The organism is Pseudomonas sp. NBRC 111123, from assembly GCF_001320205.1.
GTDB lineage: Bacteria > Pseudomonadota > Gammaproteobacteria > Pseudomonadales > Pseudomonadaceae > Aquipseudomonas > Aquipseudomonas putida_J.
On record NZ_BCAZ01000032.1, the window covers coordinates 17,543 to 35,195 of the forward strand.

The 17,653-nt window shown below is 64.1% G+C and carries 18 protein-coding genes and 2 pseudogenes; 8 read left to right on the forward strand and 12 right to left on the reverse strand.

Going from position 1 to position 17,653, the window contains the following annotated elements; genetic code table 11:
• Positions 1–116: 116 nt before the first annotated feature.
• The 3 genes from APH27_RS16760 to APH27_RS16770 all read left to right on the forward strand — a co-directional run bounded on the left by APH27_RS16760 (position 117) and on the right by APH27_RS16770 (position 3,457).
• On the forward strand, positions 117–1,190 hold the full coding sequence (locus tag APH27_RS16760; RefSeq protein ID WP_027918673.1) for a DUF748 domain-containing protein: 1,074 nt from the start codon (positions 117–119) through the stop codon (positions 1,188–1,190).
• Between the two features lie 229 nt (positions 1,191–1,419).
• Positions 1,420–2,265: a MoxR family ATPase gene (locus APH27_RS16765; RefSeq protein ID WP_027918672.1), complete on the forward strand. Its 846-nt coding sequence runs from the start codon at positions 1,420–1,422 to the stop codon at positions 2,263–2,265.
• Positions 2,266–2,278: 13 nt separating this feature from the next.
• Positions 2,279–3,457 carry a VWA domain-containing protein gene (locus APH27_RS16770; RefSeq protein WP_060485410.1) on the forward strand — a complete coding sequence of 393 codons (1,179 nt, stop codon included), beginning with the start codon at positions 2,279–2,281 and terminating at the stop codon, positions 3,455–3,457.
• Between the two features lie 111 nt (positions 3,458–3,568).
• On the opposite strand, the pseudogene APH27_RS26015 reads toward APH27_RS16770, so the two are convergent.
• The 5 genes and pseudogenes from APH27_RS26015 to APH27_RS16790 form a co-directional block, all read right to left on the reverse strand.
• A pseudogene (locus APH27_RS26015) lies at positions 3,569–3,733 on the reverse strand (allophanate hydrolase); the annotation flags it as partial.
• 60 nt (positions 3,734–3,793) lie between these two features.
• Positions 3,794–4,711: a biotin-dependent carboxyltransferase family protein gene (locus APH27_RS16775; protein WP_060485411.1), complete on the reverse strand. Its 918-nt coding sequence runs from the start codon at positions 4,709–4,711 to the stop codon at positions 3,794–3,796.
• Entirely contained in the window at positions 4,708–5,394 is a 687-nt protein-coding gene (gene pxpB, locus APH27_RS16780; RefSeq protein WP_060485412.1) for a 5-oxoprolinase subunit PxpB, read from the reverse strand. The genes APH27_RS16775 and pxpB overlap by 4 nt, the downstream gene beginning before the upstream one ends.
• On the reverse strand, positions 5,391–6,170 hold the full coding sequence (locus tag APH27_RS16785; protein ID WP_060485413.1) for a 5-oxoprolinase subunit PxpA: 780 nt from the start codon (positions 6,168–6,170) through the stop codon (positions 5,391–5,393). Before APH27_RS16785 ends, pxpB begins: the two co-directional genes overlap by 4 nt.
• Before the next feature lie 9 nt (positions 6,171–6,179).
• The gene (locus APH27_RS16790; RefSeq protein ID WP_027918667.1) at positions 6,180–7,466 is read right to left on the reverse strand and encodes an MFS transporter; all 1,287 of its coding nucleotides are present in this window, start codon (positions 7,464–7,466) and stop codon (positions 6,180–6,182) included.
• Between the two features lie 129 nt (positions 7,467–7,595).
• On the opposite strand from APH27_RS16790, the gene APH27_RS16795 reads away from it, so the two are divergent.
• A complete protein-coding gene (locus tag APH27_RS16795; protein WP_060485414.1) occupies positions 7,596–8,510 on the forward strand; it encodes a LysR family transcriptional regulator in 915 nt (304 codons plus the stop codon).
• Between the two features lie 273 nt (positions 8,511–8,783).
• Here APH27_RS16795 and APH27_RS16800 read toward each other — a convergent pair whose 3' ends face one another.
• From APH27_RS16800 to APH27_RS16810, 3 genes are read right to left on the reverse strand one after another with little or no spacing between them, the layout of a single operon-like run.
• Positions 8,784–9,308 carry a DUF2937 family protein gene (locus APH27_RS16800; protein ID WP_060485415.1) on the reverse strand — a complete coding sequence of 175 codons (525 nt, stop codon included), beginning with the start codon at positions 9,306–9,308 and terminating at the stop codon, positions 8,784–8,786.
• A 9-nt stretch (positions 9,309–9,317) separates the two neighbouring features.
• Positions 9,318–10,091, reverse strand: a complete 774-nt coding sequence (locus APH27_RS16805) for a class II glutamine amidotransferase (RefSeq protein ID WP_027918664.1) — start codon at positions 10,089–10,091, stop codon at positions 9,318–9,320.
• A gap of 14 nt (positions 10,092–10,105) precedes the next feature.
• Positions 10,106–10,606, reverse strand: a complete 501-nt coding sequence (locus APH27_RS16810; RefSeq protein WP_027918663.1) for a hypothetical protein — start codon at positions 10,604–10,606, stop codon at positions 10,106–10,108.
• Positions 10,607–10,698: 92 nt separating this feature from the next.
• On the opposite strand from APH27_RS16810, the gene APH27_RS16815 reads away from it, so the two are divergent.
• Complete coding sequence (locus APH27_RS16815) at positions 10,699–12,741, forward strand: S9 family peptidase (RefSeq protein ID WP_060485416.1); 2,043 nt, start codon at positions 10,699–10,701, stop codon at positions 12,739–12,741.
• A 269-nt stretch (positions 12,742–13,010) separates the two neighbouring features.
• Here the strand turns inward: APH27_RS16815 and APH27_RS16820 are convergent, their stop codons facing one another.
• The gene (locus APH27_RS16820) at positions 13,011–13,289 is read right to left on the reverse strand and encodes a hypothetical protein (protein WP_027918661.1); all 279 of its coding nucleotides are present in this window, start codon (positions 13,287–13,289) and stop codon (positions 13,011–13,013) included.
• A 132-nt stretch (positions 13,290–13,421) separates the two neighbouring features.
• Between APH27_RS16820 and APH27_RS16825 the strand changes: the two genes are divergently transcribed.
• Together APH27_RS16825 and APH27_RS16830 are read left to right on the forward strand one after the other, a co-directional pair.
• Positions 13,422–13,793 carry a YajD family HNH nuclease gene (locus tag APH27_RS16825; RefSeq protein WP_027918660.1) on the forward strand — a complete coding sequence of 124 codons (372 nt, stop codon included), beginning with the start codon at positions 13,422–13,424 and terminating at the stop codon, positions 13,791–13,793.
• A gap of 86 nt (positions 13,794–13,879) precedes the next feature.
• The gene (locus tag APH27_RS16830; RefSeq protein ID WP_027918659.1) at positions 13,880–14,350 is read left to right on the forward strand and encodes an RNA methyltransferase; all 471 of its coding nucleotides are present in this window, start codon (positions 13,880–13,882) and stop codon (positions 14,348–14,350) included.
• A gap of 187 nt (positions 14,351–14,537) precedes the next feature.
• On the opposite strand, the pseudogene APH27_RS16835 reads toward APH27_RS16830, so the two are convergent.
• A pseudogene (locus APH27_RS16835) lies at positions 14,538–15,053 on the reverse strand (aldehyde dehydrogenase family protein); the annotation flags it as partial.
• 344 nt (positions 15,054–15,397) lie between these two features.
• Between APH27_RS16835 and APH27_RS16840 the strand changes: the two are divergent.
• Positions 15,398–15,739, forward strand: coding sequence for a DUF2892 domain-containing protein (locus APH27_RS16840; RefSeq protein WP_027918657.1), 342 nt, complete (start codon positions 15,398–15,400; stop codon positions 15,737–15,739).
• 122 nt (positions 15,740–15,861) lie between these two features.
• Here APH27_RS16840 and APH27_RS16845 read toward each other — a convergent pair whose 3' ends face one another.
• Both APH27_RS16845 and APH27_RS16850 read right to left on the reverse strand, forming a co-directional pair.
• Positions 15,862–17,070 (reverse strand): hypothetical protein, encoded by a 1,209-nt coding sequence (locus APH27_RS16845; protein WP_060485417.1) that lies wholly within the window; start codon positions 17,068–17,070, stop codon positions 15,862–15,864.
• 45 nt (positions 17,071–17,115) lie between these two features.
• The gene (locus APH27_RS16850; protein ID WP_027918655.1) at positions 17,116–17,565 is read right to left on the reverse strand and encodes a YcgN family cysteine cluster protein; all 450 of its coding nucleotides are present in this window, start codon (positions 17,563–17,565) and stop codon (positions 17,116–17,118) included.
• Positions 17,566–17,653: the final 88 nt, after the last annotated feature.

The window sequence follows — 17,653 nt, forward strand, 5'->3', positions numbered from 1 at the left end:
AGAAACAACAGGGAAAGACTTAAAGGGTAAGCCCGCCCCGGTGGCCAGTAAAGCCTGTTCGAACTCCCGGGCTTTACCTGCGGTCAACCGTGCAACCCGCCACGGAGAGCCTTGCGATGAAAGCTCGCTATCGCTGGCCGTTGATTGGCCTGACCAGCCTGATCGTGCTGCTGGTGGCCTTGCAGCTGGCCCTGCCCTACCTGGTGCGCGATTACCTGAACGACAAACTCGCCCACATGGGCGAATACCGTGGCCAGGTGGCCGACGTCGACCTGGCCTGGTGGCGCGGCGCCTACCAGATCAATGGCCTGAAGATCGTCAAGGCCACCGGCAAGGTCCCGGTACCGCTGCTGGAAGCGCCGCTGATCGACCTGTCGGTGAGCTGGCATTCACTGATCCACGACCAGGCCGTGGTTGCCAAGGTGACCTTCAGTCGCCCTGTGCTCAACTTCGTCGACGGCGGCAGCAAGCAGGCCTCGCAGACCGGTCGCGGTACCGACTGGCGCCAGCAGCTGGAGAAACTGCTGCCGATCACCCTCAACGACGTGCAGATCGAGAACGGCACACTGACTTTTCATAACTTCACCTCCAAACCGCCGGTCGACCTCAAGGCCACGCAGCTCGATGCCAACATCCGCAACCTGACCAACGTGCGCGACGAAAAGGGCCGGCGCGATGCCAGCTTCGACGCCAGCGCCCTGCTGCTGGGCGATGCCAAGGTCGAGAGCCGCGCCACCTTCGACCCCTTCAGTGATTTCGACGACTTTGAATTCCGCCTGCGTGCCACCGGCATCGAGCTGCGCAGGCTCAACGATTTTTCCAGTGCCTACGGCAAGTTCGACTTCAATGCCGGGCACGGCGACCTGGTCATCGAGGCCCAGGCCGAAGACGGCCGCCTGCATGGCTACATCAAGCCGTTGTTGCGCGATGTGGATGTATTCGACTGGCAGCAGGACGTGGAGAACAAGAACAAGAACATCTTCCGCTCGGTCTGGGAGGCGCTGGTAGGGGCCAGCGAGACGGTGCTGAAGAACCAGCCGAAGAACCAGTTCGCCACCCGCGTCGAACTGAGTGGCAGCGTGCACAAGCAGGACATCAGTGCCTTCGAGGCGTTCTTGCAGATCCTGCGCAATGGCTTCATCCAGGCGTTCAATGCCCGCTATGAACAGCCCCCGCCCAAGGCTGACTGAAAATCCGTGACGGGCCATTCAGGGACTGAATACCCGGTCTGCGTTTCCAGCCGCCCAAGCCCGCGTTATAGTCGGAAACAAATTAAGAACATGTATTGTCAGTACCGGCCCTTTCGCGGGTAAACCCGCTGCCACACGGATTGCACAAGACTTGAATTCTGTGCCGTACCTGTGGGAGCGGGTTTATCCGCGCAGAGGCCGGCACAGGCACCCGGCAGAGGACAGACCCATGAAGTTCGAAGGCACCCGCGACTACGTCGCCACAGACGACCTGAAACTGGCGGTAAACGCGGCCATCACCCTCGAACGCCCGCTGCTGGTCAAGGGCGAGCCTGGCACTGGCAAGACCATGCTCGCCGAGCAGCTCGCCGCTTCGTTCGGCGCACGCCTGATCACCTGGCACATCAAGTCCACCACCAAGGCTCATCAGGGCCTCTACGAGTACGATGCGGTCAGCCGCCTGCGCGACTCGCAGCTGGGCGTGGACAAGGTCCACGACGTGCGCAACTACCTGAAGAAGGGCAAGCTGTGGGAGGCCTTCGAGGCCGACGAGCGGGTGATCCTGCTGATCGACGAGATCGACAAGGCTGACATCGAGTTCCCCAACGACCTGCTGCAAGAACTCGACAAGATGGAGTTCTACGTCTACGAAATCGACGAGACCATCAAGGCCAAGCAACGCCCGATCATCATCATTACCTCCAACAACGAAAAAGAGCTGCCCGACGCCTTCCTGCGCCGCTGCTTCTTCCACTACATCGCCTTCCCTGACCGCAGCACCCTGCAGCAGATCGTCGACGTGCACTACCCGAACATCAGCCAGTCGCTGGTCAGCGAGGCGCTGGACGTGTTCTTCGACGTGCGCAAGGTACCGGGCCTGAAGAAGAAACCGTCCACCTCCGAACTGGTCGACTGGCTCAAGCTGCTGATGGCCGACAATATCGGCGAAGCCGTGCTGCGCGAACGCGACCCGACCAAGGCCATCCCGCCGTTGGCTGGCGCCCTGGTGAAGAACGAGCAGGACGTGACGCTGCTCGAGCGCCTGGCCTTCATGAGCCGGCGCGGCAACCGCTGACAGGAGCCGGGCCATGCTGCTCAACCTGTTCAATGAAATGCGCGCGGCGAAGGTGCCGGTATCGGTGCGCGAACTGCTCGACCTGCACCACGCCATGCAAAAAGGCGTGGTGTTTGCCGACATGGACGCCTTCTATTACCTGGCCCGCGCCATCCTGGTGAAGGACGAGCGCCACTTCGACAAGTTCGACCGTGCCTTCGCCGCCTACTTCAAGGGCCTGGAAAACCTCGACCAGCACCTCGAGGCGCTGATCCCCGATGAATGGCTGCGCAAGGAGTTCGAGCGCTCGCTGAGCGACGAAGAGCGTGCGCAGATCCAGTCCCTCGGCGGCCTGGACAAGCTGATCGAAGAATTCAAGAAACGCCTCGAAGAGCAAAAGGAACGCCACGCTGGCGGCAACAAGTGGATCGGCACCGGCGGCACCAGCCCGTTCGGTTCGGGCGGTTTCAACCCCGAAGGCATCCGCGTCGGCGAGGCCGGCAAGCGCCAGGGCAAGGCGGTCAAGGTCTGGGACCAGCGCGAGTACAAGAACCTCGACGACCAGGTCGAGCTGGGTACGCGCAACATCAAGCTGGCCCTGCGCCGCCTGCGCAAGTTCGCCCGCGAAGGCGCCGCCGAAGAGCTGGACATCGACGGCACCATCGACCACACCGCGCGTGACGCCGGGCTGCTGAACATCCAGATGCGCCCGGAGCGGCGCAACACAGTAAAGCTGCTGTTGCTGTTCGACATCGGCGGTTCGATGGACGCCCACGTCAAGGTCTGCGAAGAGTTGTTCTCGGCCTGCAAGACCGAGTTCAAGCACCTGGAGTATTACTACTTCCACAACTGCGTTTATGAGTCGGTGTGGAAGAACAACCTGCGGCGTACATCAGAGCGCTTCTCCACCTTCGACTTGCTGCACAAGTACGGCGATGACTACAAGGTGGTATTCGTCGGTGACGCAGCCATGGCGCCCTACGAGATCACCCAGCCGGGTGGCAGCGTGGAGCACTGGAATGAAGAAGCCGGGTATGTGTGGATTCAGCGCTTCATGGAGAAATTCAAGAAAGTCATCTGGATCAACCCTTATCCGAAGCAGGCCTGGGACTACACGGCGTCTACGCACCTGGTGCGTGACCTGATCGAGGGCAAAATGTATCCGCTGACCTTGCAGGGGTTGGAAGAAGGGATGCGTTACCTGTCCAAGTGATATTGCCTGTCCTGGCCTCTTCGCGGGTAAACCCGCTCCCACAATGGCCTGCGCCGTACCTGTGGGAGCGGGTTCACCCGCGAAGAGGCCTGTAGCCTTATTGCCAACGGCCAGGTAAAGCTGCTGCTCCCGCCAGGCCTCGTCCTGCACCACTGCCCTGAACCGCACCACCGCCCCCGGCATGCACTGCGCCAGCTGCGCCAACGCCAACGGCGTCAAAGCCCCCAATCGCGGATAGCCGCCAATGGTCTGCCGATCATTGAGCAGCACGATAGGCTCCCACAATGGCCTGCCGTACCTGTGGGAGCGGGTTCACCCGCGAAGAGGCCTGTAGCCTTATTGCCAACGGCCCAGGTAAAGCTGCTGCTCCCGCCAGGCCTCGTCCTGCACCACTGCCCTGAACCGCACCACCGCCCCCGGCATGCACTGCGCCAGCTGCGCCAACGCCAACGGCGTCAAAGCCCCCAATCGCGGATAGCCGCCAATGGTCTGCCGATCATTGAGCAGCACGATAGGCTGACCGTCCGGCGGCACCTGCACCGCCCCCAGCGGAATCCCTTCGGAAATCATCGGCGCGCCCTGGTAGACCAACTGCGGCCCCAGCAACCGGATACCCATGCGGTCGGCCCGGCTGTCCAGCGTCCAGTCTCGGTTGAACGCCTCGAACAGGCTGGTCCCGCTGAAGTCACCGATCTGCGCGCCCATCACCAGGTCGAGCACCGGTTTTTGCGGATAGCTCGGACGCAAGGTAGCTGGCACCTCGCGCAGGGACGGCGCGTCGCCGACAAAGGTCAGACCCTGGCCTTTCTCAAGTGCCTTGCCTCGTCCATCAATACCGCCCAGCGCCTCGCGCACGACCGTGGCGCAGCTGCCCAGCACATCCTCACCAAGGAACCCGCCCGGCGCTGCCAGATACGCCCGCACACCCTGCTTTGGCTGCTTCAGGGTCAAGCGTTGCCCTTTGGCCAAGCCGAAGCTGCGCCATGGCAGCAATGGCTGATCATCCACCCGCGCATCCAGGTCGGCCCCGGCCAGCGCCAGCACGCAGTCCTGCTCGGCCACCAGGGCAAAACCACCCAGTGCCACCTCGACCACGGGCGCCCCCAGCGGGTTACCCAGCAGCCAGTTGGCCCAATGCATCGCTACCCAGTCCAGCGCCCCACCCTGGGTCACACCCAGGTGGCGCACGCCAAAGCGCCCGGTGTCCTGCAACTGGCACAATGCGGTGCTGGCCTCGATTTTCAACTGCTTCATGCCTGCATCTCCACGTCACCGCCCAAGGCCACGAACTCGGCCCGCGACACCGCCACGAAGCGCACTCGGTCGCCCGGCTGCAGCAAGCTGTAACCCTCACGCTCGCGGTCGAACAGGCGCACCGGTGTACGCCCGATCAGGTTCCAGCCACCCGGCGACACCGCAGGATATGCCGCCGTCTGGCGTTCGGCGATACCAACGCTGCCGGCCGCCACACGCTTGCGCGGGGTGCTCAGGCGCGGGCTGGCCAGGCGCTCGTCAACCAGCCCCATGAAGCCGAAACCTGGGGCGAAGCCAAGGGCGAACACCGGGTATTCACGTTCGCTGTGCAAGCGGACCACCTCGTCTTCGCTCAGCCCGCTGCGGGCTGCCAGCACGGGCAGTTCCGGGCCGACGCTGGCGTCGTACCACACCGGGATTTCATGGCGCCGGCCACCGTTGCCGGTATCCGGCTGCAAGCCACCAAGCGCCTGGCCGATCAGCGCCTTCGCCTCGCCTGGTGGCAGGTCAGATTGCAGCATCAGCGTGGTGTAGGACGGCACCAGGTCCACCAGGTGCACGCCGAACGCCGCGCTCAGGCGCTGGCTGGCGGCGAGCATCCAGGGCATGTTGGCTTCGTCGATACGGTCGAACAGGCGCACCATCAGGCTGTCGATGGCGACGGTTTCGATACGCAGCTTCATCGCGCCTCCAGCGCATCGAGGGCCTGGCGGATCTGCCGCACGGCCGCCACCGAACTGTCGTTGTCGCCGTGCACGCAGAGGGTGCTGGCGGCAAGCTTCAACGCGCTGCCATCATCCGCCACCAGTGCTTCGCTGCGGGCCAGGCGCAGGGCCTGCTCCACCACTAGCGCCGGCTCATGGTGCACTGCCCCCGGCAGACGCCGCGAAACCAGGTGGCCGCTGGCGGTGTAGGCACGGTCGGCGAAGGCCTCGAACCACAGCGGCACGCCGATTTCATCGCCCAGGGCCTGGGCCGCGCTATTGTCGGCTGTGGCCATGAGCATCAGCGGCAGGCCACTGCCATAGGCCGCCACAGCTTCCAGCACGGTGCGCAGCTTGAGCGGGTCGGCCATCATGTCGTTGTACAGTGCGCCGTGGGGCTTCACGTAAGCCACGCGCCCGCCGAGCACGTTGCAGATACCGTCCAGGGCGCCGATCTGGTAATGCAGCATGTCGCGGATTTCTTCAGCGCTGCAGGCCATGGAGCGGCGGCCGAAACCGACCAGGTCCGGGTAGGCCGGGTGCGCGCCGATGGTCACGCCGTGCTCCAGCGCCATGGCCACGGTGCGGCGCATGATGCTCGGGTCGCCAGCGTGGTAGCCGCAGGCGATGTTGGCGCAGTCGATGTAGGGCATCACCTCGGCATCCAGGCCCATGCGCCAGCTGCCGTAACTCTCGCCCATGTCGCAATTGAGTAGCAGGGGTTTCACCTGACGTGCTCCCGTGTCGATGTTCATAGGCCTACCTTAGCGCGCCTGAAGTTGTTTGCCGCGTGTTTCCGGCAGGCTCAACGCCGCCACGATCACCACGCCATACGACACCGCAGAGAACACGCCGATGCCCAGGCCCAGGGGGATCTTCTCGCCAAGCAGGCCGATCAGCAGCGGGAACAGGGCGGCGATGACTTTGCCGATGTTGTAGCAGAAGCCCTGCCCCGAGCCACGCACTCGGGTGGGGAACAGTTCGGTCAGAAACGCGCCCATGCCGCTGAAGATGCCTGAGGCGAAGAAGCCCAGCGGGAAGCCAAGCCACAGCATCACGCCATCGCTGACCGGCATCTGCGTGTACAGCAGCACGATGATGAACGACCCTACGGCGAACAGGATGAAGTTCTTCTTGCGCCCCAGCAGGTCGGACAGGTACGCGCTGACCACATAGCCGATGTAGGAACCGATGATCACCATCGCCAGATAGCCGCCGGTGCCCAGCACGCTCAGGCCGCGCTCGTTCTTGAGGAAGGTCGGCAGCCACGAAGTGATGGCGTAGTAGCCACCCAGCGCACCGGTGGTCAGCAGGGACGCACGCACGGTGGTCCAGAGCATGCCGGGGGCGAAGATCTCGTAGAAATGCGACGGGGCCTCAGCACTCTCCCCCGCCTTGGCCTGGCGATACACCTCAGGGTCCTTGACCAGCCGGCGAACGAAGATCACGAAGATTGCCGGTACCAGGCCGAGCAAGAACAGCGCACGCCAGGCCTGCTCGGGCGGCAGCCAGGAGAACAGCAGCGCATACAGGATCGCCGTCAAGCCCCAGCCGATGGCCCAGCCCGACTGCACCATGCCCACCGCCTTGCCGCGGTCCTGGGCACGGATCACCTCGCCGATCAACACTGCGCCGGCGGTCCATTCACCGCCGAAACCGAAGCCCATCAGGGTGCGGGCGATCAGCAGCTGCTCATAGTTCTGGGCAAAGCCGCAGAGGAAGGTGAAGAAGGCGAACCACAACACCGTCAGTTGCAGGGTGCGCACGCGGCCGATGCGGTCGGAGAGGATGCCGGCAACCCAGCCGCCGACGGCCGAGGCGATCAGCGTGCTGGTGTGGATCAGCCCGGCTTCGGCGGTACTGATGCCCCACAACATGATCAGCGTCGGGATGACGAAACTGAGCATCTGCGTGTCCATGCCGTCCAGGCCATAGCCGATCTTGCAGCTCCAGAATGTGCGCCGTTGCTGTTGGTCGATGTCACGGTACCAGGCGAACGGCCCGGTCGAAGGAGGGGATTGCACCTGCTGCTGCACGCCGCTTGGGTTCATGCTTGCCTCGGCTTGTTGGTATTGTTTTATGGGCGACGTCGGGCGTCGCGGCCTGGGCGTCATGTTCAGAGGCTGTGCCGCCTGAGTCCAACGAGAAAAACCGCCGGTCTGGAACAAGAAAAACTGATCATGAACCTTCGCTTCCTCGAAACCTTCGTCTGGGTCGCCCGGCTCAAGAGCTTCCGCCTGACTGCAGACAAGCTGTTCACCACCCAGGCCTCGGTGTCCAGCCGCATTGCCGCGCTGGAGGCCGACCTTGGGGTGAAACTGCTGCTGCGCGACTCCCGCGGCGTCAGCCTGACACCAGAGGGCAGCAAAGTGCTGGAGTACGCCGAGCGCATGCTCGACACGGCCAAGGCCATGAAGCAGTCGCTGGATAACGACCGGGCCAAGGTCGGGCGCATTCGCGTCGGCGTGATGGACACGGTGATCCACACCTGGATGAGCGCGCTGGTGGCGGAACTGACAGAGCGCTACCCGCAGGTGGAAATCGAACTGGTCGCCGACACCGCGCTGAACCTGCGCGAGCAGTTGCAGAAGGGCTTCCTGGACGTGATCCTGCAGACCGACCTGCTGCGCGAACAATCGATCCGCAGCCAGGACCTGGCGCGCTACCCGATGGGTTGGGTGGTGGCGGCGGGTTCCGTGTACCACCGTGACTTCGCCTCGCTGGCCGAACTGGGGCGCGAGCGGATTGTTACCTTCTCGAAGAACTCGCGGCCGCACCAGGAGGTACTCAGCCTGTTGCAGGGCGCCGGCGCCGAGGCGCCGCGACTGAACTGCGTGAACTCGGTGGCGGCCATCACCCGACTGCTGCGCGATGGCTTCGGGGTTGGTGCCTTGCCACCGGCGTTGGTGGATGCGGAGTTGAGCCGCGGTGAGCTGGTGTTGCTGGAAGGCTTGCAGCCGCCACCGAGCCTGGAGCTGGTGGTGGCCTGGCAGACAGGGGTGGCGTTGGTGGATGAGGTGGTCGGCGTGTGCCGGCAGGTGCTGGAGCGGTATGCGCGGGATGTGGGGGGGCAGCGGATAGTGCTGGTTTCGTAGATGTTCGCCGTTAGGTTTTCTGCGCCTGTGGGATCGAGCGCCGCCCACGCGGCGCATCGCGGATAAATCCGCTCCTACATTTGTTGCAACGTGGCCATGCCTGTCAGGCCATGGTTGTCAGCCTGTTCGTAGGGCTCAAGTCATGCGCCAAGGCTGACAACCATGGCGTAACAGGTTCGGCACGTTGCAACAAATGTAGGAGCGGATTTATCCGCGATGCGCCGCGCGGGCGGCGCTCGATTTCCCAGGCGCCGCAAGATTTGAGGCAAGCCCTCAGCGCCAGCTCTCTTTCACTGCCCCACGCCGCCGCCCGCCAAGGATCACCCAGCCAATCCCGAGCAACAGGCTCTCGACCACGAAAGCCAGCACAAACCCGGCCCCGACGCCCCAGCCAATCGCCTCAGGCACCAGCAGAATCTGATAGCTGTAGCCCTTGAGTGTCTCTTCGCGCAGCTGCGCATCCGGTTGCACCAGCACATGCCAAGTCCGGCTCAGCCAGGACCCTTGCAGCGCCAGCCACTCGTTTTCCAGCAACTGATTGCGAATCAGCAGGCTCTCGATGCTGTTGGCATCGCTGAGGAACACCGGGTCGTCACTGTCCCGGTAATGCCGCACCAGGGCCTGCAGATCACCCTTGAAGAAGCGCTCGGCGGTCTGCTTGAAGCCATCCAGCGCCTGGCGCGATTCGAACAGGTGCGCCTCGGCCCGCTGGCTGTAGTCCTTGACCAGCCCAGGCACCTGGATACCGGCCAGCAGGCCGAAGGTGAACAGCAGCAACCGCAGGTAACTTCTGAACATGCAGCGTCCTTAGCTCTGGCCTTGCGAAACGCACTCTCCGTGCCGCCACAGGGCCCATTGGCCGGGCTCGTAGCGCCGCCAGGTCTCGTTCTCGGTCAAGGCTTCGGTGGCGATTACCGTGACCACGTCATTAGGCGTGGTTTCGGTGTGAAAATCGACGATCAGGTCTACATCCTTCAACCGAGCTGCGCCAAATGGCGCACGCCGGGTAATGTGTACCAGCTTGGTCGAGCAGAAGCAGAACAGCCAGTCGCCATCGCTGAGCAGGCAGTTGAACACGCCCTTGCCGCGATACTCGGCACAGGCTTCGACCAGCACTGGCAGCAGCTGTTCAACCTCGACCGGCTCCGGGAAGGCCGCGCGGATGCGGTTGAGCAGATCGCAGAAGGCCGCTTCGCTGTCGGTATCGCCCACCGGGCGATAGAAGGTCGCTTCACCCTTGAACTCGCCAAGCTGGCCGTTGTGCGCGAAACACCAGTTGCGGCCCCACATTTCGCGGACGAACGGGTGCGTGTTGGACAGGCACACGCGGCCGACGTTGGCCTGGCGTATATGACCGATCACCACTTCGCTCTTGATCGGATAGCGCTGCACCAGGTTGGCGACTTCCGACTCGCTGCTTGCGGCCGGGTCCTGGAACAGGCGCAGGCCACGCCCCTCGTAGAAGCCGATGCCCCAGCCGTCACGGTGCGGGCCGGTGCGCCCGCCACGCTGCATCAGGCCGGTAAAGCTGAAAACGATGTCGGTGGGGACGTTGGCACTCATGCCCAGCAGTTCGCACATGGGGGTGTCTCCGCTTACAGGCGTGGTTCGACCCGGCCACGGCCGCCGCTGGGCGCGGCAGGTGGCGGGTCGTCGCGGTAACGGTCATGGCGCTCGGCAGCCATTGGTGCGCCGGCCGTGACTGCATTGTCCTCGGCCACACGGCGCTCGGCGGCGGCTTCAGCCTGCGCGCGGCGCTCGCGGGCGCGCTTTTCCAGCGGCCAGCGGATCAGCACGAAGACGATGTACAAGACGAAGGCGATCATGCCGTACATGGCAAAATCGGAAATCGCCCGCCAGGCGTTGTTGCCGACCTTGAAGGCCAGGTCCAGGGCGGTGATGGCGATCGCCGGGGCGAAGATGTCCTTGCCCGGGTCGACGATGGTCGGCGTCAGCAGCAGCACCGCCAGGATCACCCGCAGTGGTTCACGCAGCCAGCGCCACATCCAGCCGGTGAGCTTGAAGCCCACCAGCAGGCAGCCCAGCGCGGCGACAGCGTAGAGGCCCCAGGCGAAGGTGTAGTCATTCTCGATCATGGTGGTTCGTGCAAGCCAGGCAAAGAGATGCCTATGATAAACACTTTTCAGGGCGCAAACAGCGTCTCCCTGTCCCGGTCAAGAGATCCCCGATGCCAACCAAGCCCCAGCCCCCCATTGCCCGCCAGGACCAGGCCACCGATCCCTATGCCTGGCTGCAACAGCGCGACACCCAGGAAGTGCTCGATTACCTGCAGGCGGAAAACGCCTACCAGGAGGCCTGCCTGGCCGACCAGGCAGCGCTGCGCGAGCAGCTGTTCGAAGAGATCAAGGGCCGCATCCTGGAAACCGACCTGTCGCTGCCCTCGCCCTGGGGCCCGTACCTGTACTACACCCGCACCACGGCAGGTGACGAATACCCACGTCACTACCGCTGCCCCCGCCCGGCGGACGATTCCAACACGGTCGATGAAAGCCAGGAACAACTGCTGCTCGACCCCAACGCCCTGGCCAACGGCGGCTTCCTGTCGCTGGGCACGTTCAATGTCAGCCCCGACCACCGCCTGCTGGCCTATAGCCTCGACACCAGCGGCGACGAAATCTACACCCTTTACGTCAAGGACCTGACCAGCGGCAACCTGACCGCCCTGCCCTTTGACGACTGCGACGGCAGCATGACCTGGGCCAACGACAGCCAGACGCTGTTCTTCGCCGAACTGGACGATACCCACCGCCCCTGGCGCTTGCGCCGCCACACCCTCGGCGCGGCTGACGCCAGCACCGTGTTCGAAGAGCCTGACGGCCGTTTCTTCCTGCACTGCTACCGCACCAGCTCCGAACGCCAGCTGGTGTTGCTGCTCAACAGCAAGACCACCAGCGAAGCCTGGGTGCTCGACGCCGAAACACCACAGGCGGCGTTCACCTGCCTGGCGCCACGGGTCGAAGGCCACGAGTACTTCCCTGATCACGGCCAGCTCGATGGCCAATGGCGCTGGTTCATCCGCAGCAACCAGGAGGGCATCAACTTTGCCCTGTACCATGCACCGGTCGCCCCGCTACCCAGCCGCGACCAGTGGCAGGTGTTGGTGCCGCACCGCGACGACATCATGCTCGAAGGCCTGAGCCTGAATGCCGACGCGCTGACCCTGAGCCTGCGTGAAGGCGGCCTGCCGATCATCGAAGTACGCCCGCAAGGGTTGGCCCCCTACCGGGTCGAATTGCCCGATGCGGCCTATAGCCTGTACGTGCAGGACAGCCTGGAGTTCGCCAGCCGCCGCGTGCGCCTGCGTTACGAAGCGCTCAACCGCCCGGCCCAAGTGCGCCAGCTGGAGCTGGCCACGGGTGCCCAGGAAGTCCTCAAGCAGACTCCGGTGCTCGGCCAGTTCGACGCCGACGACTACGTCAGCCAGCGCCTGTGGGCCACCGCGGCGGACGGCACCCAAGTGCCGATCAGCCTGGTGCGCCGCCGCGAAGACCAAGACAAGACCGTGCCGCTCTACCTGTATGGTTACGGCGCCTACGGTGAAAGCCTCGACCCGTGGTTCTCCCACGCCCGACTGAGCCTGCTGCAGCGCGGCGTGGCTTTCGCCATCGCCCATGTGCGCGGCGGCGGCGAGCTGGGTGAGGCCTGGTACCGCGCCGGCAAGCAGGAACACAAGTACAACACCTTCAGCGACTTCATTGCCTGCGCCGAACACCTGATCGCCCAGGGTGTGACTGCACCGGATCGCCTGGCCATCAGCGGCGGTAGCGCCGGCGGCCTGCTGATGGGCGCGGTGCTCAACCTGCGCCCGGAGCTGTTCCGCTGCGCCATCGCCGAGGTACCGTTCGTCGACGTGCTCAACACCATGCTCGACCCCGAGCTGCCGTTGACCGTCACCGAATATGACGAATGGGGCAACCCCGAAGAACCTGAGGTGTACGCACGCATCAAGGCCTATGCACCTTACGAGAACGTCAGCGCCCAGGCCTACCCGGCCATGCTGGTGGTGGCCGGCTACAACGACAGCCGGGTGCAGTACTGGGAGGCGGCCAAGTGGGTGGCGCGTCTGCGTACCCGCAAGACCGACGACAACCTGCTGCTGCTCAAGACCGAGATGGGGGCTGGGCATGGCGGGATGAGCGGCCGTTACCAGGGGTTGCGTGATGTGGCGCTGGAATATGCGTTTGTGTTTGGCGAGTTGGGGGTGAAGTGAGTTTCCGAAGTTCGCCGTTGAGTGTTCTGCGCCTGTGAGATCGAGCGCCGCCCGCGCGGCGCATCGCGGATAAATCCGCTCCTACATCCGTTGCATCGTGCCGAACCTGTTACGCCATGGTTGCCCGCCTTGGCGCGTGACTTGAGCCGTGTAAACCGGCTGACAGACATGGCCTCACAGGCGTGGTCACGTTGCAACACATGCAGGAGCGGATTTATCCACGATGCGCCGCGCGGGCGGCGCTCGATCTCGCTGGCGCAGAACTCTCTCTAATCATCTTGCGCAGGCGGTTTCGGCAGCTCCTGGCGCAAACCAGGCAAGTCCTGATCCTTGGGCGGGCCTGGCACCGGCATCGGCGGCAACAGTGGCGCGCCCGGCGTGCTGTCGTAGGCCTTGGGTGGCGTGCTCGGGGTAATCTGCGGGTAAGGCGTGGGCGTCGGCGTGCCGGGTGCACCAGGCACCGGGGTACTGAGCCGGGGTGGCGTGCTCGCCGCTTCAGCCAGGGGCATGGCGGCGACAAGCAGCGCGGCGAGGATCGCGTGGAACATCAGCAACCTCCTGTCGGGAACCTCTGTACAGGCTACGCCGATATTCGAGTTTTCGCCTGTCCGCCTGCCCCGCAAGCGCGCTAGACTCAAGGGCATAACCGTCACCTGCCTGATCAGAACAAAGGAAACACCATGAGTTCGGCTTCCACCTCCGCCGCCACCGCCCGCCTCGACCGCATCCTCGCCGACGCCAAGCGCGACAAGGAGATGGGCTACCGCGACAAAGCCCTGAGAATGTACCCGCACGTGTGCGGCCGCTGCGCCCGCGAGTTCGCCGGCAAGCGCCTGAGCGAGCTGACCGTGCACCACCGTGACCATAACCACGACAACAACCCGCAGGACGGCTCCAACTGGGAGTTGCTGTGCCTGTACTGCCACGACAACGAACACTCGCGCTACACCGACCAGCAGTACTTCAGCGAAGGCTCGACCAGCACCCCGAGCATCGCCAAGGCCACCCACAACCCGTTCGCCGGGCTGGCGGGCATGCTGAAAAAAGACTGACCGTCACGACTCCTGTCGGTGCAAAACCCCGCTGCTGCCGGCAAGCCCGTATAATCGCGCTCTTTTTTCGAGAAGGGCCCCGGCACGTGGCAAACAAACGGTACAGCTGCATCGGCCTGTTCAACCCCAAGTCTGCGGAGAACGTCGGTTCGGTGATGCGCGCAGCGGGTTGCTACGGCGTCAACTCGGTGTTCTACACCGGCAAGCGCTACGAGCGCGCACGTGACTTCGTCACCGACACCAAGCGGGTGCACTACGACATACCGCTGATCGGCATCGACGACCTGCAGCGCATCATTCCCCTGGGCTGCACGCCGGTGGCGGTGGAGCTGGTGGACGGTGCACGGCCGCTGCCGGAATACACCCACCCGGACCGGGCGATCTATATCTTCGGGCCTGAGGATGGCTCGTTGAGCGAGGCAGTGCGCGGGTGGTGCGAAGAGACCATCTACATCCCCACCGAAGGCTGCATGAACCTGGCAGCGACGGTGAACGTGGTGCTGTATGACCGCATGGCCAAGGGCTTGAATACCCGATCTGGGCCCAAATTCAAATAAAAAGGCCGCCTTGCGTTGGCAGAGCCGGCCTCTTCGCGGGTGAACCCGCTCCCACAGGGAACTCACAGACTTCAAGGCTTGTGCAGTTCCTGTGGGAGCGGGTTTACCCGCGAAGAGGCCGGCCCTGCCATCGCAAGACGGCCGGCTGGTGCTGAGCTCCGTCAGAACAGCACCGGTCTTGCTCAGGTCACGAAGCGTTGATCCAGATGGTCTTCAGCTCCGTGTACTGGTCGTGGGCCCAGATGGACTTGTCGCGCCCACCGAAGCCAGACTCCTTGTAGCCACCGAACGGCGTCGTCACATCACCTTCACCGAAGCAGTTGACCGACACCACGCCCGCACGGATTTCACGCGACAGGCGCAGCGCATTGCGCAGGCTGCCGGTGTAAGCCGAAGCGGCCAGGCCGCAAACGGTGTCGTTGGCCAACTCGATGGCCTCATCCAGGGTTTCGAAGCGGGTCACGCGCAGCACCGGCCCAACGATTTCCTCGACGAACAATTTGTTGTCGCGGCCAACGTTGTCGACGATGGTCGGCTGCACGAACACACCTTCCTCGGTCTCGCCCCCCTGAACGATGCTGAGTTTCTGCTCGGCAGCGTATTCCAGATACGACTTCACCTTCTCGAAGTGCGACTTGCTGACCATCGCGCCCAGGCGGTTTTGCGGGCCGAGCGGATCGCCCAGCTTCCAGTCCTTCAAGTTCGTCCACCACCGCGCCCGGGGCCAGTTCCATGCTGGGTATCCGGCGACGCAGCGATTGCCGGCGCCACTCGCGCTTGTCATGGTCATCCTGACCCCTGCTGTTGTTCTTTTGTGGAGGGGGACGCTCCTGGATCGAAACCCAGCGTGGATGAGCTTCGCGCGGGGACCAGTTAATCCTGCATGAGCAAGCTTCAGTTGCCGGTATCCACCCAGCAATTGACCGGACCAGACATCGACACGCACGCAAGGCCCATGGCAGAGCCTTCGCGACCGCCCGGCACGGCGAATGAACGCTGGCTGCCGTGGTCGGGTCACTTGCTTACATTCCACAAGGAGGGCTTGCCATGCTCGATATCCATTCCGCCGCGGGGTCGCGGGAGCACAATGTCCATGGCCTGGAACGCGCCGGCTCACTGGCCGGCGGCGCACTGATGTTCAGCAAGGGGCTGCGCCACGGCGGCCTGATCGGGCTGTTGCAGATGGTGGTGGGCGGCCTGGCGGTGGCCCGTGGGGTCAGCGGGCATTGTTCGACCAAGGCCTGGTGGCTGAGGCATCGGCAGGAGTATCAGCGCTTGCGCTCGGATATACAGCGCAGTGCGGCGGAGCTTGAGGTGCTCAGGGCGAGTGCCGAGGCGGCTACCCGTGGGGTAACCGTGACCGGGAAAGATCCGTTGACTGGCAGCTGAGTCTTGTGATGCTTGTGCCGGCCTCTTCGCGGGTAAACCCGCTCCCACAGGTTCACAACAGATTTCAAGAACTGTTGGGGTCACTGTGGGAGCGGGTTTACCCGCGAAGAGGCCAGTGCAGGCTAGCGCAGGGCCTTGCTCTGCAGGACGTCGGAGCGACGCCCCAGCACGTTCTCGCTGATCTGCACGAACTCTTCTGTGCTCACGCTGGGCAGGCGCATCAGTGCCCGGGTGACGTCGTCCAGCGACCGCTTGGCCTGGGTATGGATGCGGATTTCCTTGTCCAGCGCCTGCAGCAACATCACCCCACGGGCCACTTGCGCGGGGCTTGCGTGCTCGGCACGCAGCTGGGTGACCTTGCCGCCCTGCTTCTGCAAGCGAGCCTGCCATACCTCGTAACGGTCGTCGCTGATGCCTCCGGCACGGCGCAACAGCTCGGTGGCGTAGTACTCGGTCAGGCCCTGGCCCAGCCAGTCGCTGTTGTCTCGCACACGAATCTGCGCAAACAGCTGCACCAGCTCGCGCAGCAGCGGGCTGCTGCCACGCTCGCTGACCATCGGCCGGCTGCTATGCAGGTAGATCGAACCATCGGCCGCCGTCGCCCCGCGCCACATGCCATCGCGGGCGCCAACCAGCAGCAGCTTGGCCGGGTTGCGCGGGAACACCGCCTGCAGCTGCGGCCAGACGAAGGTCAGCAGGGTCAGGCTGTCCATCCGCCGCATGCCCTGCCCCACTGGCGCGGCCACGGTCACCTCGGTCTCGCCCAGGCGGGCACGGCGGCTGCCAAGGTCGCCCGCCAGCATCCAGCCGGTCGGGCGGTCGAACAGGCGGGACACGTTGTCGATACGGAACTTATCCTTGCCGATGCGTGGCCAGGACGTTTCGATGCTCTTCCAGCCTTCTGGCAAGTCGACGGTCAGGCGCGCCACCAGCTCGGTACCGTCCTGCTGGTCGAGGCGCGCAGGCGGCACCAGCTGATCGCCGAGGAACAGCGCCCAATGCGAGGTGATGCGCGTGGAGTAGGCGCCGCTGCGCAGCTTCTGGTCAAGCTTTACCCGGTAGCTGAGGCTGGTCTTGCCCGTCGCCGGGTGCCATACCCCGCGCTCGCCCTGCTGCTGCCACTGGCCATCGGCCTGGAAGCCACTGTAGGCGCCAGCCTTGCCCAAGTCGAAATCCAGGCTGCGCACGGCACTGCCTTCAGCCAGGGTCAGGCGCACTTCGGCCTGGCCATTGGCAGGCAGCAGACGCACCTGGTAATCGAGGTCGACTTTTTTCGCCCAGGCCGGTGAACAGGCCACTAGCGCGAGGAGCAACAACAACTGGCAACGCATGGCGAAACTCCTTGTTCCTCAGAGGCGACAGGGTGCGTGCGCCCTTCAGCTGGCGCGGAAAATCAAGTGGTCTTCCCAGTCGTCTTCATCCACATCATGTTCACTGAGCATACGCCCCGATTGCGATATGCGCTGTTCATGCACCTGCTTGCGGTCACCGCAGACCAGATGGTGCCACTCTGGCAGGTCCTTGCCCTCGCTGACCAGGCGGTAACCACAGGTACCAGGCAACCATTTGAACTGGTCGGCCTTGCCCGGGGTGAGCTGGATGCAGTCCGGCACATGGGCGAAGCGGTTGGGGTAGTCGCTGCACTGGCAGGTATCGAGGTCGAGCAGCTTGCAGGCGATGCGCGTGTAATAGACGCTGTTGTCGTCTTCGTCCTCGAGCTTTTGCAGGCAACACAGGCCACAGCCGTCACACAGCGACTCCCACTCTTGCGGGCTGAGTTGTTCGAGGGTCTTGCGCCGCCAGAACGGCGCGCTGTCAGCGATCATCACACGGGTTTCCTGCATTCATCTTCAGGCCGCGGCGCGCGGCGGCGCCAGTCTAGAGCCTGGCCTTCGGCAACGCCAGACCGCTTGT

Excerpts from the sequence above, each read along its gene's own strand:
- APH27_RS16775 (WP_060485411.1), bottom strand. The coding sequence starts at position 4,711 with ATGAAGCAGTTGAAAATCGAGGCCAGCACCGCATTGTGCCAGTTGCAG.
- APH27_RS16820 (WP_027918661.1), bottom strand. The coding sequence starts at position 13,289 with ATGTTCCACGCGATCCTCGCCGCGCTGCTTGTCGCCGCCATGCCCCTG.
- APH27_RS16805 (WP_027918664.1), bottom strand. The coding sequence starts at position 10,091 with ATGTGCGAACTGCTGGGCATGAGTGCCAACGTCCCCACCGACATCGTT.
- APH27_RS16800 (WP_060485415.1), bottom strand. The coding sequence starts at position 9,308 with ATGTTCAGAAGTTACCTGCGGTTGCTGCTGTTCACCTTCGGCCTGCTG.
- APH27_RS16790 (WP_027918667.1), bottom strand. The coding sequence starts at position 7,466 with ATGAACCCAAGCGGCGTGCAGCAGCAGGTGCAATCCCCTCCTTCGACC.
- APH27_RS16770 (WP_060485410.1), top strand. The coding sequence starts at position 2,279 with ATGCTGCTCAACCTGTTCAATGAAATGCGCGCGGCGAAGGTGCCGGTA.
- APH27_RS16785 (WP_060485413.1), bottom strand. The coding sequence starts at position 6,170 with ATGAACATCGACACGGGAGCACGTCAGGTGAAACCCCTGCTACTCAAT.
- pxpB (WP_060485412.1), bottom strand. The coding sequence starts at position 5,394 with ATGAAGCTGCGTATCGAAACCGTCGCCATCGACAGCCTGATGGTGCGC.
- APH27_RS16810 (WP_027918663.1), bottom strand. The coding sequence starts at position 10,606 with ATGATCGAGAATGACTACACCTTCGCCTGGGGCCTCTACGCTGTCGCC.
- APH27_RS16765 (WP_027918672.1), top strand. The coding sequence starts at position 1,420 with ATGAAGTTCGAAGGCACCCGCGACTACGTCGCCACAGACGACCTGAAA.
- APH27_RS16760 (WP_027918673.1), top strand. The coding sequence starts at position 117 with ATGAAAGCTCGCTATCGCTGGCCGTTGATTGGCCTGACCAGCCTGATC.
- APH27_RS16845 (WP_060485417.1), bottom strand. The coding sequence starts at position 17,070 with ATGCGTTGCCAGTTGTTGTTGCTCCTCGCGCTAGTGGCCTGTTCACCG.
- APH27_RS16850 (WP_027918655.1), bottom strand. The coding sequence starts at position 17,565 with ATGATCGCTGACAGCGCGCCGTTCTGGCGGCGCAAGACCCTCGAACAA.
- APH27_RS16815 (WP_060485416.1), top strand. The coding sequence starts at position 10,699 with ATGCCAACCAAGCCCCAGCCCCCCATTGCCCGCCAGGACCAGGCCACC.
- APH27_RS16825 (WP_027918660.1), top strand. The coding sequence starts at position 13,422 with ATGAGTTCGGCTTCCACCTCCGCCGCCACCGCCCGCCTCGACCGCATC.
- APH27_RS16840 (WP_027918657.1), top strand. The coding sequence starts at position 15,398 with ATGCTCGATATCCATTCCGCCGCGGGGTCGCGGGAGCACAATGTCCAT.
- APH27_RS16795 (WP_060485414.1), top strand. The coding sequence starts at position 7,596 with ATGAACCTTCGCTTCCTCGAAACCTTCGTCTGGGTCGCCCGGCTCAAG.